The sequence below is a fragment of the Paenibacillus sp. GCM10012306 genome, from assembly GCF_042649265.1.
GTDB lineage: Bacteria > Bacillota > Bacilli > Paenibacillales > Paenibacillaceae > Paenibacillus_AQ.
The window spans coordinates 181,996-204,362 of the sequence record NZ_JBHRYW010000004.1 but is presented as its reverse complement, the minus strand read 5'-3'; the positions used below and the strand labels follow the sequence as shown (position 1 = coordinate 204,362).

Genomic DNA, 22,367 nt, shown 5'->3' with positions numbered 1-22,367 from the left:
TTAACACATATTTTTTCTGACAAGCTTCCTATTATAATGTAAGCGTTATCAAATATAGTTGAAAAGGAGGAATTTCAATGATTCAGCACTCCCGCAAGCGTAGACAGAAGCACGCCCGGCCCAGGCCGCTCTCTAAGCTAATGTTAGCTGCAGCTGTACTGTTCACCTCTTTCGCTATACCGTTCCAGACCCCTTCCGCTCAGGCCGCACCAGGAGCCGCACAGGTCTATTTCAGCTCCGAGTCATCCACAGGTTCGCCGGGTAGCGGCATCTGGTACAATAATCCCGCCGCCGCTGCTGCCGGAATTCAGTACGCTACAAGCAAGCAGGCCGATATTCCCCTCACCAATCCCACAAGCTCCACTGCCACAGCCATCACCGTAAATCCAGATGTCCAGTATCAAAATATGCTGGGATTCGGCACGTCGCTGGAGGAGTCTACGATCTATAACCTGTCCCTGATGTCCACAACCAAGCGGGATGAGGTACTGCGCAGATTGATTGATCCCGTGAACGGAGCTGGCATGAACCTTTTCCGGATCACTTTCGGTACCTCTGATTTTACGAGCCGGAATTTCTACACTTATGAGGATACCAGAGGCAGCTTCTCCATCCAGAAGGATATTGACTATAACATCATCTCTACCGTGCAGCGCGCCATCGCTATCGGGAACGAGACCGGCAATCCGGTCAAAATCTTCGCCAGCTCCTGGACCGCACCAGCCTGGATGAAGACTAACAATAGCCTGATTGGCGGCTATTTAAAACGGGAAAATACAAATGATCTGGCGGTCTACTACCGCCGCGCCATTCAGGAATACCAAAGCCGCGGCATCCCCATCTACGCTATGACCCTGCAGAATGAACCGTTGTATGCCGCGCCTGATTATCCCAGCATGCTGCTGACCTCCAGCAATGAACGAGAACTGGCGATTGCCTTGAAGTCCCAGCTAGACACCTACAACATCTCCACCAAGCTATGGGCGTACGATCATAACTTCGGCGAGGTCTGGACTCATCTTCCCGGTGTTCTGGACAATGCGGCAGCGAATGCTGCTATTGAAGGGGTCGCTTTCCATGACTACTCCGGCGATCCTACGGCTATGACAGCGGTGCGCAACACCTATCCGAGTAAATCCATGCAAATGACCGAACGTGCCTTGTGGGGCACGGGAGGAGCCGACAGGATGGCACAATATTTCCGCAATTGGTCCGGTTCCTACACCAACTGGGTCACAATGCTAGACCAGAATATTCAGCCCGAGAAGTGGACAGGAACGCCAGGACCGACCATGCTAATCCAGAGCACGTCGAACCGCAATACGTACTGGGTAGCGCCAGAGGTGAATTTTATCGGTCAGTACGCCAAATTCGTGAAGCCAGGAGCCAAGCGGATCGACAGCAACTATGGCTCTGCCGCGACAGTCACCAATGTCGCTTTCCTGAATCCTGACAACAGCATCGTGACAGTCGTCATTAACCAGACCAGTTCCGCCAAGAGCTTCAAAATTCTCTCTGAAGGTCAGCAGCTTCTCGGAACCCTTCCCGCTAAGACTGTAGGTACGTACATCTGGACCCGTGGCGGAGGCGGTAGTGGCGGCAGCGTGCCAATCGGTTCCACCATCGCACTCCAATCGATGGCCAACAATCTGTATGTATCAGCGGATAATGCAGGTGCCAGTCCCCTGATTGCCAACCGGGCGACGGTCGGCACATGGGAGAGATTCCTGGTGGCCGATGCTGGGGGCGGCTTCATCTCCTTGAGAGCACTGGCGAACAACAAATATGTGACAGCAGAAAACGGCGGCGCTGACAGTCTCATTGCCAGCAGAGACACCGTTCAGGGCTGGGAGCAGTTCAAATGGATTGACAACGGGGATGGCACTTTCTCGTTGCTATCGAATGCCAACAACAGGTACGTGACGGCTGATAACTACGGCAATAGCCCACTGATAGCCAATCGTACAAGCATTGACGGCTGGGAGAAATTCAAATTCAGCATCCAATAACCGAGTATCCTGGCGCACTCGGACAACAGGTAACAGCCCGCCCCTCCATCAGGGGCAGGCTGTTCTTGGACAATACCCGTCACACTTCTAAAATTAAGCAAGCATAAGTGCACGACTTATGCTTGCTTAATTCATAGAAACAGAAGACAATATTCAGGTACCCGCAATACATCAACAAAATTGAAGCTTAATCGATGTATCCAGCGAGTCCCTTGTCCATCAGATAATCCATCTCGGCATCGAGAATCGTCTCCACAGTCAGCTCGTCCAGCTTCACATCACGCTGGGCTGTGATATAATCCACTAGATCATCATTATCGATGTCTACCTCACCCTTAGCATTAGCTTGGGCTTTATTAATAAAGGTCTGTTCATGCTTCAGCACCAGCCGGATTAGTCCGGGATCGACTTTAGTCTTGGCAGACAACACCGCCACCAATTCCTGCTCATTCACCTGTTCGCTCATATTGATTGTCATCTCCTTACAAGTTGCTGCAAAGTCATTGTAACACAGTATGCCCTGAGCCGGGAGATTTAACTTTAGCACAAACTGTGCGAAAGCGTTCAAATTCGGGAATTACCCGCATAAATATAGCCAAGAACCCTTGTTTTGCCTTGTAATTACTCCCATAGACGTATAATTATTCACCCCCTTCTCCAATAAAACGTATCATTCAGAGTAAAGTTTTTTTAAAAAACAGTTGTTAGCGGCGCGTTCTTATGCCAAAATAATAAAAAATATATCCCAGCGTGAAAGCAGTAACGCGAAGAAGCATTAAAACCAAGGAAAAATAATTATACGTAAAGGCGGTTGAATTCATGAGCTTAGTACCTTCGATCGATACAGACACCTCCCGCAACGATGCTCAACTCTATGTTGAGAAGGTCTACAACAACGTTGTGAAACGGAACCCGCATGAGCCTGAGTTCCACCAGGCCGTTAAGGAAATCCTGGAATCCCTTCTTCCTGTCCTGGAAGCAGAGCCTAAGTACCAAGAGAATTCCATTCTCGAAAGAATTGTTGAACCGGAGCGTCTTGTTCTCTTCCGGGTGCCTTGGGTAGACGATCAAGGTAAGGTTCGCGTGAACCGCGGCTACCGGGTACAGTTCAACAGTGCCATCGGACCATACAAAGGCGGACTCCGCTTCCACCCGTCCGTAAACTCCAGTATCATCAAATTCCTCGGCTTCGAGCAAATCTTCAAGAACGCCCTCACCGGCCAGCATATTGGCGGCGGTAAAGGCGGCTCCGACTTCGACCCTAAAGGCAAATCGGAAGGCGAAATCATGCGTTTTGCCCAAAGCTTCATGACAGAACTGCATAACTACATTGGACCACAAGTAGACGTTCCGGCTGGCGACATCGGTGTCGGCGCACGTGAGATCGGCTACATGTTCGGACAATACAAGCGCATCCGCGGCGGCTACCCTGCCGGCGTATTGACTGGTAAGAGCGTAGTCTACGGCGGAAGCCATGCCCGCCCTGAAGCAACAGGTTACGGAACCGTGTACTTCGTCAATGAGATGCTGAAATCCAAAGGCCTGTCCTTTGAAGGCAGCCGTGTAGTTGTCTCCGGCTCTGGTAACGTTGCTATCTACGCAATCCAGAAGGCTGTACAATTGGGTGCGAAAGTCGTAGCATGTAGTGACTCTTCCGGTTACCTATATGATGAAGACGGCATCAACCTCGACACTGTCCGTCGTCTGAAGGAAGTAGAGAGAAAACGGATCAGCGAATACGTGAAGGAGCATCCGAACGCTGTGTACACCGAGGATTCCTCCCAGATCTGGACAATTCCTTGTGACATCGCGCTGCCAAGTGCAACCCAGAACGAAATCGACGAGACCCTGGCATTGAAACTGATCGCGAACGGAGTAAAAGCGGTTGGTGAAGGTGCGAACATGCCATCCACTCTGGAGGCTATTGAGCAGTTCCATAAAGCCGGCGTTCTGTTCGGACCAGCCAAAGCTGCAAATGCAGGCGGTGTAGCCGTATCGGCATTGGAGATGGCGCAGAACAGCATGCGCTTGTCCTGGACCTTCGAAGAAGTAGATGCCAAGCTGCATGATATCATGGTCGACATCTACAAACAGTCCGTAGAAGCGGCTGAGCAATATGGACACCCTGGTAACCTTGTGGTTGGCGCTAACATCGCCGGCTTCAAGAAAGTTGCAGACGCTATGCTCGCTGAAGGTGTTATCTAATATAATAAGGCCGATTATTCAATAGCCGGCCACTGACAGAGGGACCCTGCAATTTAAGGGTCCCTCTTCTATATCCAAAAAGAGTCTCGTATCCAGCCAAAATGACACACATCGCTGGATACGGGACTTTTGTCAGCTTATTTCCGATTCAGTTTACGAACCAGCAAAATAATCAGCAACAGTGATACGATGATAATCACAGTATTAAACCCCGTGGCACCAGTCAACCAGCGCAACCCGGTAGAAGATACCGTTGACACCTCCGGTAGGGCGTTCTCAGGTCCTAATCTGGCTGTGCCTATCTTTTCCCCTTCAATATGACTCTTGAAGCTTACAATGTCATACTGGGGCGCTAGAGCCCCAATGTTCCCATACACTAACCGGAAAGGTCCTTCGCCTTCAGCGGGAAACACCAGCTTATCCACCAAGTATTCCAGATGGACTCCCTGGAGTGAGATAGGAGCATCATCCCGGTTCTCAATGACAACTGCAAAATAAGGCGCGGTCGTGGGCTCCTGGAGAATAATATCTGTCCCAGCAATTCGGGAATCTTTGAAGTCAAGCCGATATAGCTTACTGCTCCCTACAACACCAAGCTCCCTTTCACTGTCATCGCGCAGCACATAAGTACGAGTAAAATTCCCGGTCGCCTCCAGCCGGACCATCGATACCTGCAGCCGGTCATCATTGCGGATAACAAGCTGTGTCTTCGAACCCTCCTGCTTCATCTCGTAGACAGGATCTCGCTGCCGTATGAAGTCTTGGACAGTCACCATAGCTGTCTTGTGGATCAGCTTCATTTGACCGAATTCCAGCTTCTCAGCGTTATTCGGGACCACCAGACGGTAGTGGGTGAACTTGTAAGCCGAGCCCAAATCAATGCCATTCTGCGCAAATTCCCCCACCCTATACAGATCGCCCTTGGCCAGAGGCTCCCACGTATTCCCGTCATATCCGCCGTAGATCTGAACATGCTTCAGGAACGCTTCGCCGGGTAGATCGAATTCCAGCCTGCTGCCCTGAATATCACGATTCTCTTCATTCGGGATCACCCTGTAATCAAAGGTCGTCTCCAGGTTCTTATTGAATTTAAGGGTTAAGTCGGTCTTGTAGCTATTACTCTGCTCTTTCCACTCCGCCTCTCTGGATTCCCGATAGAAAGGGACAAACTGCCCCTGGTTATCTTCAATTCGCAAGTCGCTCAAACTGCTGTTGGCGTGCTTATATACCTCTTCGTCAAGATATAACTTCTGATATATCGCGCCATCACCTGGTTCGATAGCCTTGGCGAATCGCCACTGGGCACTGTTATTTGCCCCATCCGTCTTGGATGCAGCCGCTTCTGCAACACGCACTCCACTAATCTGACCCGGTGGGAGCATGCTTGCTCCTATCCCGCTCAGTCCCAGACAGCTTAGAAAAAACAGCGTGATACTAACCCTGCGTATCCGTCTTTGCCTCCGCATGAGCCTCCTCCATTCTGTTCGATACTTTTTGATACAAGTAGGAGATCCCGAGCAGACAAACCCCGAAGCTGAAATACGCGATGATCTTGTGGCCCGTGCTGAGGAGGCTCAGGTCATACAGCAGCAGTTTGCCTGTTGCCAAGAGTGTAAGCCCGAGGCCGAAGCGGCGGATATATACATACCGTTGGCTGAAACCATACAAAATGAACAGTACAGCCAGCAGCAGATAGACCATACTGAAGATCAGACCGGCATCATGTAATTGAAGCTGCACACCCAGGAATGCAGTAATAATGCCGAGTAGATATATCGCCAGAATGACAGGGTATAACTCCATGCTCTTATATTCCCGCTTCAGGATAGCGACCAGCAGTTGACGACTGCTAAACCAGACGAAGATGTTGAAGACCACAAGCAGCCCCAGCGCGATGTAATCGGCTGAAGTATTTTGCGCCAGTTCGCCTTCCAGGCTCGGTAGTCCGGCTGTAATTCCGATACAAATAACATAACCGACGCCATATAGCAGTATTGCAAAATACCTGACTATAGTGTCAAACAGTATCTTCACCTTCGGCAGTAAATAGGCCAGAATTATGGAGATTACAGCAACCAATACCCAGCGGTAGAAAACCGTATGGGTGAAGTCATCGGGAACCACACGCTGATAGAGCAGGCCCGATCCGTAGAGTAGAAAGGCCCAAACATTCAGCAGGGCAGCATACTTAAACCAGACGGCCAAGCGAATTTCCATTAGTCCGCTCATTGCCGACGCCTCTTTGTTGTTATGACGGATGGCATACAATACAGCAATAATCATCATCCCGACAGTAACAAAAGCATATTTCAAGGCAAAATAAGGATCGCCATCAGGCATGACCGTATTTTCCATAATCACCTGCATCGGTACCGACAGTCCAAAGAAGGCTCCCAAGCAAAGGGCAAGTATCCCCCAACCTGCCCGTTCCAGTCCCTTGAACCGATACTGGCTGCCATAAACGGTTAGAACGACCGCCTCCACCAGCCAGCCAATAGACCACCAGGCTGCACCCAGCTGGAAGGGAATCATCAGCACCGCAAAGGTTAATGAGGTGGCGTAGAACAGCAGCATACTCTGCTTCTCCTGCACCATATACTTCTCCAGCAATCGACCAAGTCCCAGATACATGAGACAGAAGAGCAGTGCCAGAGCACCCTTGTAATGGCCCAGTCCAGTATCCACTAGCAGCACGTACAAGGTGATGCAGCTAACTAGCGTGTTGCAACCCAGCAAGGCGAAATCCCACCAGGACAGCTTGATGCGATACTTGAACGGATACCACAAGGTAATGCACAGATACATGGCAAAAGTCAGCACGGCATATAACATACTTGCGCCATCACTACCAGACAACATGATCAGCAGAAGCATGGATGGCGTATTAAACAAGAAGCTGATGTAATTCACGACCACCCAGCGCTTTCGCAGCGAGATCAGCAGCACCGAAAGGTTCAGCAAAAATAGATAACCCATCGCGACATAGACTGCGCTGCCCTCCAGTCCAAACGCCAGTATGTAGGAAAAGAGAGGTAAGTAGCCGCCGACAAGGCCGAGCGAGCAGATTGTCCGTGACTCATACCTTAACGACAGCAGCACTGCCGTTAACGTCACGAGTATGGAGAGGGACAGCCCAACATAAATACTTATAATCCCCAGTAAGAAATAGCTGTAAAAGATGGATCCATAAAGAATGGAAATCCCGCCGCCAAGAAGACCTAGGGCGAACGTATTTCTACCCTTACGAAACAGCCATTCCCCAACGCCCAATAACAAGGCCCCTAGCAGGAAAAAGGCGCTGCCCTTCATATAGCCATTGAACCAGGTGGAATAGCTGTACTTGAATCCTGCGCCGACGGCGAGGATTAGGAGCAGAATACCCAGCCGGTTGATCCAGTTCAGGCCGATCTTCATCTCGATCTGATTCTGCTTCCTTCTACGCTGCAGAACCTCCTCACTGACCCCTTCGGCTTCAAGCTCACGGTATTTATCGGAAAGCCCAGCCTGATGAATCTGTTCTAGTTCCCTCTGCCGCTCACGGCGTAGTTGAATTCGCTGGTTCAATTCCACAGCAAGGCCCCCCAGTCGGGCGGTGATTGCTTCCTTATCCTCACCCAACTGACGGTTAGCGGTACTGTACATTCGCTCCACACGGTGTTTGGCCTCCTGTTCAAGAGCCGTCAGACGATCCGTATAACCACGGCTTTGGGATGCAAAATAAGTATGTAGCTTCTGCTGTGAAATTCTAAGAATGTTGCGCTTCTCGTCCATCATTTGTTCTGACAGAGCAATACGCAGCTCGGAGTTCTCCATCTCCAGACGGGAAGCCTTGACTCTCAGCTCATCCAGGACAATGAGATGCTCGTCATATTGCTTCTTCAGCGCTTCATGCTCATGTACCAAGTCATGACTTTCATATTCAGCGATCAGTTTTCCGTAGTCTTGCAGAAGCTCATTCTGCCGCTCTTGCACGGACCTCATCCGTTCTCTGAATTGCTCCATAGCGCCTCCCCATGTCTTTATTTGTTAATATTTTCATTTTACTACAAATGAACAATAGTTCGATGCAATTTGCCTGAAACTACAGAGATTTGCCTGTTTTGCCCACAGATTTGCGGTTTTTGGTTCATCTGGTGCAACATTCTGGAAGAAACCAGCGTCAGATACGTAACAATGGTCTAAAATACTCATGATTAAAGGAGCCTCACAACATGAATAACATACTTAAAACCAGTGCAGTCCTCTTGACCCTGTCCATGGCTTTGACCACAGGCTCAGCCCTGGCCAAGCCGTCACCAGCTAATCAGAACAATAGTGTGCAGCCGTCTGCGACGAGCGCAGGACAACAAGTCTTCACCATTGAGATTAACGGAGCTTCTCTTACAGACACAGGCTATCAGCTTCCTGGAGGCAAGGAACCGCTGGTTCCTCTGCGGGCAATGTCCGAGGCCTTGGGATTCAAGCTGGAGTGGAACAGCAAGACCAAATCGGTCGAGCTGAGCCAAGGTAATATTTTCACAACCGTAAAGACTGGCGAGGACCGCTATGTCATCAATAGAATGTACACCACGCTTGGCACCGCCCCTGTGCTCAAGGGAGACAAGCTGTATGTACCAGCTTCCTTCGCTAGCGAAGTGCTGCATCAATCCGTCTCGGTGAAAGGAGCCTCGATTGTTATTCATACCAACACTCAAGATCAAGATACTCTGATCGACACCGGCGTTATTACATCGGTTTACCAAAGCGAAAACGGCAAATACAAATCTGTTCAGATTCAAGGCGCAGGTACAGACGGGATCATCCTCACTGTCAGTCCGGATACTGTCATTAAGTCGGCTGACGGAAAGACTCTTGCGTTCACTGATCTTCATATCGGGATGACCGTGCAGGCAGCCCATTCCATAATCAGCACCTTCAGTCTGCCGCCGCAAACCCCTACGTATTCCATAACCGTTTTGGATCAAAAGAAACAGGGTGACCTGCTCGGAACTGCAGGAACCCTGGAGGAAGTGCTGAAGGATGCAGATGGTAGTATCAGTTTCCGTCTGAAAGGCGACCCTCTCACCGATCTTTCGCAAAGTGAAATTGTACTTCGCTTGGCTAAGGACACCGAAGTGGTGAATGGAAAAGGCGAGGCTATGGACAGTAGCAGTCTTGTAAAAGGGGCCAAAGTTATTGGCTTCTATACTCCGATGATGACCAAGAGTCTGCCGCCAATCGGCACAGCCGTCAAAATCGTCGTGCAGCCTGCACCTGCTAGGCCTTAAAGCAATACCGTACCAACGGCAGCACATATCACAAAGAAGCCCTGACTCCAGTATTGAAGTCAGGGCTTCTTTGTTTAGTATAACTTACGCGCTAACTCTTCAGGACCTCCTGAGCTGGCGATTGACCACCCAAAGTAACTTTATCCTTACCTGTCGTCTTGGATACGTACAACGCTTCGTCCGCCTCGCGGTACAGTGCCTCGAAAGTCACATCACCTCGCTGGGTATAGACGATTCCGATGCTCACAGTCAGGGATATGTTATGTTGGTCATCCAGCTTCACGACATGATCCCTGATCATAGTCCGGAAAAACTCCGCTTCCTCCAGCGCCGCCGCCTCGCTGCTGGCAAAGAAGCAGACCGCGAATTCTTCACCACCCACTCTTCCGGAGATGCCTATGTCTTTGTATACACTCAGAATTTTACTGGCCAAGTCGACTAGCGCCTGGTCACCCGCCAGGTGACCATATGTATCGTTGATTAATTTGAAGTCATCAATATCGAACAGCAGCAGCGCTGTGCCCTTTCCTTCCTGCAATCCATGCTTCTGTACCAGTCCCATAAAGTGCCTGCGGTTGTAGAGCCCGGTCAGATCGTCCACCGTAGCCTGATGCAGCAGCTCCCGCTCGTACCGCTTCTTCTCACTCTGATCGCTGAAGACCAGCAGCATGCCTGTTGTCTCAAGCTCATTAGGCTCTGTCACAATCAGTGAAACCCCATAATATGAACCGCTCGGGCCAGCGGCCTCAATCTCGTATTCGCCCGCCTGTCTCTGTCTGTAGGCTTGGGTAAGCTCCGCATCCTCTGCCAAGAACGGAGTAATATTCTTGCCAATCCAAGTCGAAGGCCATTCTCCAAACAAATCAGATAACATCATGGCACCATTCTCATTGATATCCATAATGATGTCATGGGGATCAATCACAACAATGCCGTCCTTCATATTCTCAAAAACTTTGTTCTTATCTAGTGGGTACAAAGCAAGAGACGGATCTCTAAATACGGTGAAGTACGCGGCTATCGTTGCTGGCAAATACGTAAAGGCTGTGAAGCCTGTAACCGTAATCTTCAGAATCGGGAGCAGAAAGATGGAAGCCACGGGTACCAGTAGTCCGCCAAGCAGCAGCAAATTGCGCCTCAAGTAGTATTTGGGAGCACCCCACATAGAGGTGACCAACAAATAAACTGCATAGACGCCAAAAAGCTGATCATAGGCGATCAGACTCATACTGAGCAATGTAGGTTGAACCATAATTCCGCTGATTCCCGCCTCTGTTGCCATGCCGACTTCGCTGCGCATCAGATGGTGATAGGAATCCGTAAAGATAAGCAGCACATACGCGAAAACAGGGATAGAGAACAGAAATAGCCGACGCGGTAGCTCTGCCGTGGAGCGGGACACGTAGTCCTTGATTACGGCATATGTAAAAATCGTACTCAGAAACAGCGGAGGCTGCTGCAGGTTCTTCCACCACAGCTTAGCCTCAAAAGGAATAGCAATTATCTCTCCGGCCGTCGCTGCAAATATCCAGCTAACCAGCAGCATCAAAATCCATAAATAGTGTCTTCCTGGTGTTTTACGAAACTGATAAGCTTTGACACCCATGTAAAGACTGAGAATACTGCCCATGATTAAGTAATACGGATAACCCTGTATCCACGGCATGTAAAATTTCTCCTATTATTAGATAGCTTTGCCTTATTATAGCTCACTCTCACTAACAATTGAATCATTCTTCCATAATCCTCAAGGATAATATTGGTAGGCATATTTACGTAGCCGCTGTAGTTATAGGATTATCCCTTAAATTTAACCCGATTTGAGAACATATGCTTTCTGGCCAGTTCTTTGAAGAACTGCTTGTCCTCCTCCGAATGGAAGAAACGTTTGGGAAGGATTAGCGCCTGATTGGGAGAGAGAAAAAAAGCAAATAAACTAGCTGTCTCCCCAATCTTATATATCTCTTCCCATTTGACGTGCCCGGAGCCTGAATCAGACTGATGCCGGATGCCCTCATCCGAGATTACATAGCTTTGGGGTAACTTCGATTGACTGTCATTTTCAAAAGCTCTTTTCGACTTTTTGATCAAGTTTGTTCGCGTAATAAACCAGAGAACTACAGCAAGTCCAACTGCTGTTACCGCGAGAATCGAAAGACTGGAAGTACTGTAATTCTTAGTTATCGCCAGCATAATTGCGAAATAGGCAACCACACTGAACGAAGTGATGATAATTCTGCTATTCAGGCTGAACCACAGGTTAAACTCCTGAACATCTCCGCCGCTTAACTCGGTATCCACCTTGATCTCTTGTGTCATCCTGACTCTCCTTCAGCGCATGATAAAATGTATGATCCTATAATTGTAACACTAATTATGCAGGATGTGACCTCCTGTATAGGCAGAAATAGACACTTAGCAGACAAAAAAAGACAACCCTCCACTTGAACGGGTTGTCTGGTCCGAAAATGGTATCTTATTTCTTCTGTGCCAGGCGCTGCTTGAACTTGTCCACACGTCCGCCGGTTTCTGCTTCTCTCTGCTTACCGGTATAGAAAGGGTGGGAGGCAGAACTGGCATCTACCCGAATCACCGGATAAGTGTTGCCGTCTTCCCACTCCATCGTCTCATTGGACGACTTGGTGGAGGTGCTGAGAAATTTGAAGCCTACGCTGGCATCCAGGAATATAACCTGGTTGGTTCTGGGATGTATGCCTTCTCTCATGGCCGATGACCCTCTTTCTGAGCTATTGGATTTAAATAGTAATCATTACGATTTAAATCATGTCTACATCATACGCTAACTCTGACATGAAAGCAATCTTAATGAAACAGCATTCCCAAAACCGGTTATTTATAGTCCACTTGCAGCTCAATAAATCCATGGCCTTATCTGATCAAACATCGTACTCCAACTGTTTCTTGGCCTGAACAATGAAATCGAGCGGGTTCTCGATGGTATCCGGCTGATATTGCACAGCCCCAATCTTCAGTCCCAGCTTAACCTTGTATTTACTCATAAACCCGTTATCGTTCAGTTCCTGCAGCTTATACTTGATCCGTTCAATGACGATTTTTGCCCCGTCGCGGTCTGTGAACAGCAGCAGACCCCACGTGGCATCCTCCTTGTCCAAGAGGTAGATCGCATCATTGGTACGGATACTGGACTGGCTGATTTGTGAGACATCATAGATGGCCTCTGTAAGCTGATCTTCCGGAATCAGGCGCCGGATCTCATCCCAATATTTGACCTTGACTACAAGTAGGGTGAGCGGAATCTTGTACCGTGTAGAGATGCCGGTGAACAGGCTGGCGTCCTTCTGGAAGGCCACGCTGTTGCGCAGATCGGTGTTCTCGTCCACCGTCGCCAGCTGATCTGCACGTTTCTTGAGGTTCTCGTTCTCCGTCTGAAGCTGGCGGTTGCCGAGCGTGAAGATCCAGACCACAACGGTCAGAAGCGGGGTCATGATGAGCCAGAAATAGGTGTTCAGACCAATGGTCTCACCCTGCGATATCGTCTGGAACATAACGAAGAACCCGTAGCCGAAAATAAACGCAAGATTCAGCACCAGTCCAGCCGTCACTGTAGTGAAATAAGTGACTACCGCCAGGATAAAAGCCACATTCAGAATAATAATGTTCTGAATGTAATGATCTGGTGATCCGGCAATGAACACAATACAAATGTAGGCCAGAACAAGAAATCCCAGAAAGGCGGCATCAGATACCAGAATGCTGCGGTTACGTCTCACGCTTATCACCACGTTTCTTCATATGTTTGCGAAGCAGCAGAATCAGGGATATCAGTACCAGCGCAATGACCATTACGGTCGCAACCACAAAACCTAGCACGTCGCCTCGTTCCAAGACCTGCTGTACTGCCGAGTCCTTCGGAGCACCGGTGACAGTCTTGAAACGATAGGCATTGACATTGCCATCTTTGTCAGCAATTACGCCATCGCCAAACACCTTCCATCTGTCCTTCTCCGTGGCAAGCAGTCTGGAAGCCACATAATAATCCTCGGAGCGAGCGCCCGTAACAGCCAGCATCCCCCGGCCAGCTTGAAATGGCGATTCAATTAACTGCAGGGTACCTATCTGTCCTCCGTAGTTGTCCTCAATGCTCATTTTCTCATTCGAGCGAAATCTAGTACCGTCAGAATTATATTGAAAATATAGCTTGTTATTCGTATCCCGGATGACCTTATTGTCTTTGAAGCTACCGATGGCAATAATGTTATTGTTCTTCAGACGATCCTCGTTGACATTGTCCGGGTAGAAAATAATGTCGCCTGTATTGCTGCCCGCATATTTGCCTAGCAAATTGAAAACATTGGACAGGCTGCGAAACGCGTAATCATCCAGTTTCTGCGGAAGCACCACAGCCACATGATTATAAACTCCATCGCGCAGGAACGGATACGGATAGTTGTTGAACAAGAGATCGGTGCGGTCCTTTGTATTCAAATGCATCATAGAGTCCTTGCCGATATACGCCCACGGCATTTGCTCTGTATTCGGCGTACAAATCGCGTTCGTCATCTCCAGATCAAAAGCCACCTTGACCGAGAAGTTGCCCGAGATGTTCAGATTCTGCGGAATGGCCAGATTCAGGGTATCCCCGTTCGCCAGCTCCCGATTCAGCTTCTTGCTGCCGATCGGGGTATCGTTGATGCTCACCGTCACCATCGCACGGTCGAAGTCCAGATTTTGCGCATAGCGGAGATCCAGACTGATCTTACCAGAATCGGCAATCGAACGGTTGGAAGGCAACGAGACAAAGTAAGTTTGCTCCTGATGATACGGTCCGGTTAGCTTATCCCCATTCTCAGTAAAGGTAATGTTGGTGCTAAGATCGAACGGAGGTGAAGCCACTTCTGTTGTATCACCAACGACTTTCAGATCACTGCTGATCTGACGGGTCAGCTCCCCATTGGCAAGCAGCCGACCGGCTTTAATCAGCAAATTCTCGTCTCTGGAGGTGACAACCAATGTAGGTCGGGTCTCTTTGTTCACCAGTTCAATCACCGCATGAGTTCCCATATCCTGAGATGGAGTAATTGCTGCCTTGAGGCTGGCCGGGAGGCGGTCATACATGGCGATCAGCACTACCGCTTCTTTATCCTGAAGGGTATCGCTCCGGTAGGGAAGCAGCGGGATGGTGCGGTCATTCAATGTATTGGCCTTGGCGTACCCAGAGAGGGCGTAAGCTGCGGCTTCCAATTCCACAGCTGTAGCGTTCTCCGGCACGGTAAGCAGGCTTTTGCCCCCTTTGACCATATCAATGCCTGAGAACCGCCTGCTGAAGTCGCTGATCCCCCCGGTCAGGTCTTTCGGTGTATAAGTCACACTTACACTGGAGGTGTTGAATAAATGTAACCAATTATCCGGCGTATTATCGACAGAACAGAGCTGATCATCAGTGAGTTTGGTCCGCAAATATCCCTGAATACTGAGCGTGTTCGTCCCCCGCTTCAGAAATCCCTTTGGTGCAGGAATCGTCAACTGCTGCTCTCCATTGTTTCCAAGGGAAGGACGAAAGGTGTAAAAAGGGCTGCCGTTGAGCGACAGAGTCACACTGGACAACTGATCTTCGGTAATTTGCGATATTTGAAAATGCAAGTTGATTCTGAGATCCTGCACATTCCAGTAATCCATGACCTCAAAGAACTGCTGCCGGGAGCTTGTCCCCATCAATGAGGAGTCGGTTCCGGTAAAGAAGGTCTCATAGCTCTTTCCTTGGGTTCCGGGGAGCGTTTCGGCAGCCACGACCTGCAGAGGGGTCAGGAAAAGGATGAGGCAGACCGCCCATAGTGCCAGTTGTTTTTTAATCATAGTTAAACTCTCCTGTACTCTTGTATTTCTCTTCGGTGCGCATCGGGTTCAAGCTCTGTCTGCCGTCTGGCACTAATAACGCTCGGTCTTGTACCATTTGGCTTCCCGTTTAAAGATCTGGTCCTTCATATAGTTATAAAGTCCATAAGCGGCAACTACCATCCACATCTGACAGTAGGAGACATACATCAGCAGGATAATCCACAGGTTGGAGAGGCTCATCTCGCCCTTCTCGGTTGTCAGTGTAATAAAAGTGCCTACTATGAACAGGATGACCGCCAGCAGCCACAGAAAGTTGCTTAATCCGGCAATGGTCGTATGCACGTAGCCCAATGCATGCAGAATCAGCAGCACATCAGAGGTTACGAGCGAGGTCAGGAGCAGGAAATAGATGGACAGAAAGTACAGGATGTCGAAGCGTACTCGCTTGGCAGACTTATTAAAAAGCAACGGAATATTCTTAACGATGACATAAATATTGCCCTTAGCCCAGCGCGTCCGCTGCTTGAACCAGACCTTCACCGTTTGCGGCTCCTGCTCCCAGGTCACGGCCTTGGGCTGAAATTTGATCCGGTAGCCCATCATATAAATGCGGAAGCTGATCTCGGTATCTTCTGCGATTGCCTTGACATCCCAGCCCCCGATACTCTCCACAATCGACCTGCGCATAATGAAGTTGGTGCCAGGTATGGTGCACAGCTTGAACAGCTTCCAGCGACCTGCCTGTGCCATCCATTGAAAAGACAAGGTCTCAATATTAATAAACCGGGTCAGTAAGCTGGCATCACGATTGCGGGTCCGGAATTTCCCGATCACCGCGCCTAAGGTAGCATCATTCATAATCTCCCCTACCAGGTACCTCAGCGCCGTTTTCTCCGGCGTATTGTCGGCATCATAGATGGCGATGAGCTCCCCCTTACTATGGCTGAAGCCAATATTGAGGGCATTCGACTTGCCTTTACCGCCGGTTACAGCATCCGTATTGATCACGATCAGGTTCCGCCCGGGATGGCGATCCTTGATATTCTGCAGCAATTCAGCACTATTATCCGATGAATTGTCATTGATGACAATGATCTCATAGCGGTCATGCGGGTAATCCAGCTCCAGCAATGATTCCACCGTTCTGCTGATGACAACACCTTCATTATGGGCTGGCACCATGATGGAGACGAAGGGGATCTCTCCCTTGATATCAGGCACTTCCTCATCTTCAGATTTAATGTAATACAGGTACCCGGCAATAATAAGAACCACATTCACCAGCAGCAGCGACCAGATGCAGACCACTGCAATGACCATCAACACATCCGAGATTGTCATGGTTTTCTCCTATGAACAAGTTATTTTATTATTTCATATATTTACGGCGATATATCCGGTAGCCGATAATGAGCAGTCCACCGAAGAACACCAAGGATACGATAATCGCCACAATGAAGAACTGGTTCTGTACACTGAACAGCCTTGTGAAGCTCTTGACCTGCTTCTGTGAATACTCGAAATCTGCACTCACGGCCTTGGGGCTGTAATCTATATTCAGCTCTTGACCATTTATAGAGATCACGCCCTGCGAGGAGGTGATTGTATAGGTGTCTGTAGCCACCTTATGCGCTTCCTGTTTATAATCTGCAAAAGGAATCCAGGACTGCTCCAGCTTCTGCAATAGCTTCTCCATTCCAGCTTCATCCTCCGGAAAATCGGCGACTATAGCGGTGTCCATTGGTAGATCTGTCAGTCCACTGCTCCCTGTTTTGTATTGTGTCACTAGATCATCCAGTGGCACACTGTATAGTGAGGAGATAAATGCCTTCGATGTATTGGTCTGCTCCATATAATGGAGTTCCTTATTGGGAAAAAGCACTGCCGAGTCAAAGAAAAGGAGGCCGTCCTGTGCATATTCCTTGTCATAGGTCCAGTAGCTCTCTGCGCCGACGCCAAGTGGAGCAACGCCCTGATCTGCCAGTAGATTGATGAAGCTGCTCATCTTCTCCCGTAGCGTATCGTCGCTCCGGCTAATGACGGGGCCAATCACCGGGACATTAACCACAATACTGCCGTTACGGGCTTGAACAGCCTTCAGCGCCTCCAGGTACCGCATCATTGCCGGGAAGTCAGTATTGGTAAAGACAGGGCGGATACTCGCAATGAAAGGAATGCCCTCCTGATATAACCGTTCCGCCATCTGTTGCAGCAGGCTTAGATCAGTGAACGGATAAATCTCTTTTAATATGAGATACGAATGAGGGATATCCGTAATACGGAGCCACTCTCTCAGGACACAGGCCATCGCCAGCGAACTTCCATCTCCCTGATTTAAATATGGAGCATACGTATATTTGCCGCTGCTCACAGCATAAGGAGCCTGTACACTGCTTCCAAGAAACAATAGATTCCCATATGAACGGTCTGCTTCGCTTGCAGCAATGTAAGGCATATCTTGCACCTGTAGGCTTGCCTCCGGCAGCCCGCCAATCCTTAGACTTGCGCTACCGCCAGGCTGTACAGCCACCGATAGATGCAGGGCGTCTTTCATATCGGCCATAGGGTTATACCCAATATGCAAATATTGCCCCTTATAATCCGCTAAATCCTCCAGAAAAACATGATTGTCAGTAGTAATATCAGCGGCATTTATTACCGTTATCACATTGGAATAATCATTCATGGCGCCTTTAACATATTGATCCAGGTGCACCACTGTAACCTGCGCACTGTAGGCCGCCAGCTGCTTTTGAAGCTCATCAACATTGCCCTCGTGTACGGTCCCTTTCGCCAGACTATCGAACAGCAGCAGGACACGCAGCGGCGCGGCGGCGGATTGCGCAGGGGCAGGCGTAAGGAGCAGCAGACAGAGGAATAACGGCAGTACAACCATTGTAACTCGAGTCCTCATGCGCCCACACCCTTTTGCACTTCCGGATTGTAACCGCCGGTTGTATTCCGTTCTACATCCTTGAATATGGAACGGCCAATGACATTGGACACAGCCAGGAAGGTAACGAGATCGAACGATAACGTGAACAGAAATTCGTGTTTGGATAAATCGGCATCACCCGCTCCGATAATCGAAACCAAGATACCCGATACCCCTACACCCATCGTTGCCAGCACGAGCGCCATGCGCTGAATTCCCCGCAGGTTCCCTTCCTTGACAGCTGCTATACAGGACGGCATGTACAACCCCAAAATTAGCAGCACCCAGATAACAACAAAACCGAATGTATGAGGAGCAAGCTTTTGTTTAAGTAAACTGTAGCCAGAGAAAAAAAAGGTGTGTGCACCATATTCTTTTCCCACAGATTTCTCGTAATTCCCCATCGCCGGCGGCCTTATTGTAAACGCGCTTTTGGCAGCTACATTCAGAATAGAAGTCAACTGCCCCGGATTGCTGGCATAGTATTTCAGAATAGGAACGAACCCGTATTGACTGTAGAACTCTCTCTGGAGAATAGGTGAGTTCACATCAATCGTACTGTATTGCTCATAGTAAATCGTCCCTTTCAAAATGGCGTACTGTTCATCGATGCCAAAGGACTTCAGTGTATCTTCCGGGTTCGAGGACTGATTTAGCACCCCGCGGGTCATGGCATGGTATTGGTTGATATCCACGAATTCTTTGGAAATGTTCAAGTAGGTTGCAACGCCAGTGAACATCATCAAGATCACGGAGCCCATGGTCAGCCAGTGAAATAATCTATCCTTGCGAATCCAGATAAGTGTGATAGCTAACACGGAGATAATCATGCCCACTGGGGCATTTTGCTGCTTGGAGGTGGTCAGAATAACAGTGCTGGTGACTAACAAGGCCAGCATCGCGTAGTCATTGTATCGTTTGCGGTATAAAGCCAGCCATGAACCGAACACGAAAATCATCATGATCGTGACCACACTTTCACCAAAAAAAGAGTTAAAAAAAGCCGTATAGGCCGTATCGCCAAAGATAAAAATAGCAATCGCTGCAATTAGCAGCCCTTGCTTGCGGGACATTTTCCACGTAATCGATTCTATCAGAATATAAATAGCGCACACATACAGTATGGTATACATCGCAGCTTGAAAACGAACATCAAACACCTTATCGCTATACAACAACTTGTTCAGGCCGATCGCCAGCTTGATAAACAACGACTGGGAAGAGCTCAGAATCGCTTGGTTCTCATTGTAATACTGAAAGATTCCGAACTGCTTGATAAAGTAGCCAAAGTACTGACTGTCATAGTCCGGCTGGTTGAAATAAAGCCCGTTGCTGTAAGTGATGCGAAAGAAATCGCCATTATCGGCCATACCAATATAGGGGGCTGTAAATAAAGCGATGATTGTAATTAACAATACCCCAAATGCTGCTATAAACGCAGGAGATGTAAGGCGATTTGAAAGCACCAGCCTTTGCCGGAAAGACGGTCTGAGATTGTATTCAAGCATACAGGTTCCTTTCCTTCTGTATAGATTAGTCTTCGTAACAGTAAGCCAACAGCGCCATCAGGTTGTCAAAAGAGTAAGCCTGTCCGCTCGCCGTGTCGCCGAATCCCCCATACAGCACGCTACCAGTGTCCTGCACACGGAACTCGTTCATCCGTTCAATGCTTGTACGGTAGAGCTCATCATCTGCGAGCTGCGCCCCGATCAGGGCCGTTATGGCATAAATCGCTGTGGAACGAATATCATTCACCGGAGTGCCTTCCCGCGTGTATTGACCATACAGTGTTCCCGCCTCAACCTGCTGACGGATAAACTGGATGCTAGCAGGCTTCTGCAAATGGACCTCCGATAGAGCCAAAATGGTTAGTAGGGATTCTACTGTATTAATGTTCTCAGAGCTATACCTTCCGGTCTCATAATCAAAACGAGTCTCGTAGAAAGGAAATGAATCCGAGAGATAGCCCTGCTCCTGAATTTCCTGCATGTTATGCATGAGGACGGCGCGTTTTTCAACAGGAATCGACATTTTTTGCAATCCACTTAGATTAATATAACATAAAGTTACAAACTTGTTAGTGACATTATAGTTCCTATCGTAAAAATCATACATATATCCATCTTTTACATTGTAATTATAAAATCTTTGCCCGTACTTCTCTGCTTCCTGCGAGTAGCCCTCATCCTTAAAGGCCGCTCCAGCTTCCTCCAGCGCCCCAATCAAGCGCAGATCATCCACTGCCGCATTTACAGGATACTGCTTCTGTAGCTTAGGGCTGAAGCGATAGCTAAAGCCGCCTTCCATATCAAACGTCTTCTTGGCCGTCTCCCATTCCGCGGCGAACAATGCTCGGTTACCAGTTAGCACTGCGTATCTCATTATCAGAGACGCTGATTCGCTCAGAATCTCGTGTCCAGTGGCAGCTTCGCCTTTCTGGTCGGTATCCAGCAGGTTCGTGTATACGCCATACTCTCCAGTCAGTCTGGAGGAGATAAAGGAATAGAGCGTCTTCGCCTCCTGTATCTCGCCTGCCTTATGCACCGCTCTGTCTATCTGCTCTGGAGCTTCCGTATGGCTAATTGGGTCTTGGACAACAGGTTTTACCTTTGCTTCGCAGGCGGACAACACGGTCATAGTGACGGCTATCGCCGCAATAGCGCTCATCTTTCGTTTCATTGTTCCCTTCAACACGTCACTTCCCTTCTACGATGACTTGGCGCCTTGATCGTGACCCTCTGTACCACATCAGCATACCCAGTGAACATAGGCAGACTGCTAGTAGTACCCCATATACTTGCTTGTAAGCTATAGCTGGAGCAAGATCCTTCTGGGCATGCAGCAGTAAACCGCAGACAGCCACAGACACCGATCCGCCGAAGAACTGAATTAATTGCAGCAGCCCCAATCCGGACCCGATCCATTTAGGCGGAAGAATCAGTGAGGTCTCATTGTTGAGCGACGCCATCGTTGCTGAGAAGGCTGGGGAAAAGCAGAGATAGCCGAGCAGAATAATCGCTGGCGAGGCCGAAAGATCCAGCGCGAACACTCCCAGCGTGATGGCCATGACGGCATGCCCGATCAGCAGGAAGCGCATATTGCCATAACGGTCGATCCAGCGGCCGACAAAGCGGGTACAGAAAGCGGAAAAGACTGCGCCAGGGGCAATAAACAGGCCGATTGCCAGCGCCGATTGATGGAATAGATTTGCGAGAGCGAGCGGCATCAGGAATAGATTGCCAAGATTCAACACCAGGATACAAAATCCGATGACGACCAGCTTTCTATAGCCTGACATGCCTAGTAGCTGAGGATTTATAAACGGGCTCTTCGCCCGTTTAAGATGTAGCGCATGCACCGCGAACGAAACGATACTGATACTAAGCCAGATCAACGACTGACCCGTTACAGCAATGAGCAGACTGGCCGCATTAATGATTGTAAGAGTAGCGCCTGTCACATCGAAGCTCGCCTGCTGCGGCATCTCCTTGGGCAGCAGGCGAAGAAGCACCGGCAACACTAACAACACCAGACAGGTAACCCCGAACAGTCCGTTCCAGCCCCAATACTGGCTGATGAGGCCGCCCACAATCGGTCCGAGGCCGAAGGCCATAGCACTCCCCGCCGAGATCATGGCGATCGCTGCGCCCCGGCGCTCGGCTGGCACATACCGGCTGGCCAGAACAAGACCGAGTCCTGCCATAGAACCCGATCCTGCCGACTGCAAAATTCTCGTGATTAAGAGTGCCGTAAAATCATGTGCAAACAGCCCGAAGACCGAAGCTAGTCCGAGCGTAATCAGACCCACGCTGAGTAGTCTGCGAATCGGCACCAGATCCGATAATCGGCTGTATATCACTGTAGACAACGCATATCCGATCGAATAGCTGGAGATCACCCATGAACCCAAATCGGCGGTGATCTGCAGATCCTGTATAATCGTTGGAATGGATACGTTAAACATCGTTGTATTCATCACGACAATAAAGAGGCAAAAGGTCCAAAGCGGCATCACGACTTTATCATTCATCAGGTTTCATCCCTATCTCTTGTTATGAATCCAGTATAACCTTCATGCAAAGAAGAGCAAGCCTGGGAATAGGCTTGCTCTTCTGCTGTCCCTAATAGGGATAT

Annotated in this window: 16 protein-coding genes; 3 read left to right on the top strand and 13 right to left on the bottom strand. The window is 49.2% G+C overall.

Annotation, left to right across the window (positions count from 1 at the left end; translation table 11 throughout):
- Positions 1-77 precede the first annotated feature (77 nt).
- A complete protein-coding gene (locus tag ACFORK_RS11735) occupies positions 78-2,009 on the top strand; it encodes a glycoside hydrolase family 30 beta sandwich domain-containing protein (protein WP_379198942.1) in 1,932 nt (643 codons plus the stop codon).
- A gap of 187 nt (positions 2,010-2,196) precedes the next feature.
- Here the strand turns inward: ACFORK_RS11735 and ACFORK_RS11730 are convergent, their stop codons facing one another.
- Positions 2,197-2,475, bottom strand: a complete 279-nt coding sequence (locus tag ACFORK_RS11730) for a hypothetical protein (protein ID WP_379198940.1) — start codon at positions 2,473-2,475, stop codon at positions 2,197-2,199.
- A gap of 353 nt (positions 2,476-2,828) precedes the next feature.
- On the opposite strand from ACFORK_RS11730, the gene gdhA reads away from it, so the two are divergent.
- Positions 2,829-4,214 carry an NADP-specific glutamate dehydrogenase gene (gene gdhA, locus ACFORK_RS11725; RefSeq protein WP_379198938.1) on the top strand — a complete coding sequence of 462 codons (1,386 nt, stop codon included), beginning with the start codon at positions 2,829-2,831 and terminating at the stop codon, positions 4,212-4,214.
- Between the two features lie 137 nt (positions 4,215-4,351).
- Here the strand turns inward: gdhA and ACFORK_RS11720 are convergent, their stop codons facing one another.
- Together ACFORK_RS11720 and ACFORK_RS11715 are read right to left on the bottom strand one after the other, a co-directional pair.
- Entirely contained in the window at positions 4,352-5,680 is a 1,329-nt protein-coding gene (locus ACFORK_RS11720; RefSeq protein WP_379198936.1) for a DUF3999 family protein, read from the bottom strand.
- The gene (locus ACFORK_RS11715; RefSeq protein ID WP_379198934.1) at positions 5,649-8,216 is read right to left on the bottom strand and encodes a DUF2339 domain-containing protein; all 2,568 of its coding nucleotides are present in this window, start codon (positions 8,214-8,216) and stop codon (positions 5,649-5,651) included. The genes ACFORK_RS11720 and ACFORK_RS11715 overlap by 32 nt, the downstream gene beginning before the upstream one ends.
- Before the next feature lie 209 nt (positions 8,217-8,425).
- Here ACFORK_RS11715 and ACFORK_RS11710 point away from each other — a divergent pair, with 209 nt between their 5' ends.
- Positions 8,426-9,481, top strand: coding sequence for a copper amine oxidase N-terminal domain-containing protein (locus tag ACFORK_RS11710; RefSeq protein WP_379198932.1), 1,056 nt, complete (start codon positions 8,426-8,428; stop codon positions 9,479-9,481).
- Positions 9,482-9,572: 91 nt separating this feature from the next.
- Here ACFORK_RS11710 and ACFORK_RS11705 read toward each other — a convergent pair whose 3' ends face one another.
- From ACFORK_RS11705 to ACFORK_RS11660, 10 genes are all read right to left on the bottom strand, one after another.
- Positions 9,573-11,147, bottom strand: a complete 1,575-nt coding sequence (locus ACFORK_RS11705; RefSeq protein WP_379198930.1) for a histidine kinase N-terminal 7TM domain-containing diguanylate cyclase — start codon at positions 11,145-11,147, stop codon at positions 9,573-9,575.
- A 131-nt stretch (positions 11,148-11,278) separates the two neighbouring features.
- The gene (locus tag ACFORK_RS11700; RefSeq protein ID WP_379198928.1) at positions 11,279-11,800 is read right to left on the bottom strand and encodes a YcxB family protein; all 522 of its coding nucleotides are present in this window, start codon (positions 11,798-11,800) and stop codon (positions 11,279-11,281) included.
- Between the two features lie 157 nt (positions 11,801-11,957).
- Complete coding sequence (locus ACFORK_RS11695) at positions 11,958-12,206, bottom strand: type B 50S ribosomal protein L31 (protein WP_379198926.1); 249 nt, start codon at positions 12,204-12,206, stop codon at positions 11,958-11,960.
- A 172-nt stretch (positions 12,207-12,378) separates the two neighbouring features.
- On the bottom strand, positions 12,379-13,233 hold the full coding sequence (locus ACFORK_RS11690; protein WP_379198924.1) for a diguanylate cyclase domain-containing protein: 855 nt from the start codon (positions 13,231-13,233) through the stop codon (positions 12,379-12,381).
- The gene (locus ACFORK_RS11685) at positions 13,223-15,316 is read right to left on the bottom strand and encodes a cellulose biosynthesis cyclic di-GMP-binding regulatory protein BcsB (RefSeq protein WP_379198922.1); all 2,094 of its coding nucleotides are present in this window, start codon (positions 15,314-15,316) and stop codon (positions 13,223-13,225) included. The genes ACFORK_RS11690 and ACFORK_RS11685 overlap by 11 nt, the downstream gene beginning before the upstream one ends.
- A gap of 72 nt (positions 15,317-15,388) precedes the next feature.
- Positions 15,389-16,639, bottom strand: a complete 1,251-nt coding sequence (locus ACFORK_RS11680; RefSeq protein ID WP_379198920.1) for a glycosyltransferase family 2 protein — start codon at positions 16,637-16,639, stop codon at positions 15,389-15,391.
- Positions 16,640-16,667: 28 nt separating this feature from the next.
- On the bottom strand, positions 16,668-18,212 hold the full coding sequence (locus tag ACFORK_RS11675) for a hypothetical protein (RefSeq protein ID WP_379198918.1): 1,545 nt from the start codon (positions 18,210-18,212) through the stop codon (positions 16,668-16,670).
- Positions 18,209-19,741 (bottom strand): glycan biosynthesis hexose transferase WsfD, encoded by a 1,533-nt coding sequence (wsfD, locus tag ACFORK_RS11670; RefSeq protein ID WP_379198916.1) that lies wholly within the window; start codon positions 19,739-19,741, stop codon positions 18,209-18,211. Before wsfD ends, ACFORK_RS11675 begins: the two co-directional genes overlap by 4 nt.
- A 25-nt stretch (positions 19,742-19,766) precedes the next feature.
- Complete coding sequence (locus ACFORK_RS11665) at positions 19,767-20,912, bottom strand: hypothetical protein (RefSeq protein WP_379198914.1); 1,146 nt, start codon at positions 20,910-20,912, stop codon at positions 19,767-19,769.
- Between the two features lie 16 nt (positions 20,913-20,928).
- Positions 20,929-22,263 (bottom strand): MFS transporter, encoded by a 1,335-nt coding sequence (locus ACFORK_RS11660; protein WP_379198912.1) that lies wholly within the window; start codon positions 22,261-22,263, stop codon positions 20,929-20,931.
- Between the last annotated feature and the right edge of the window lie 104 nt (positions 22,264-22,367).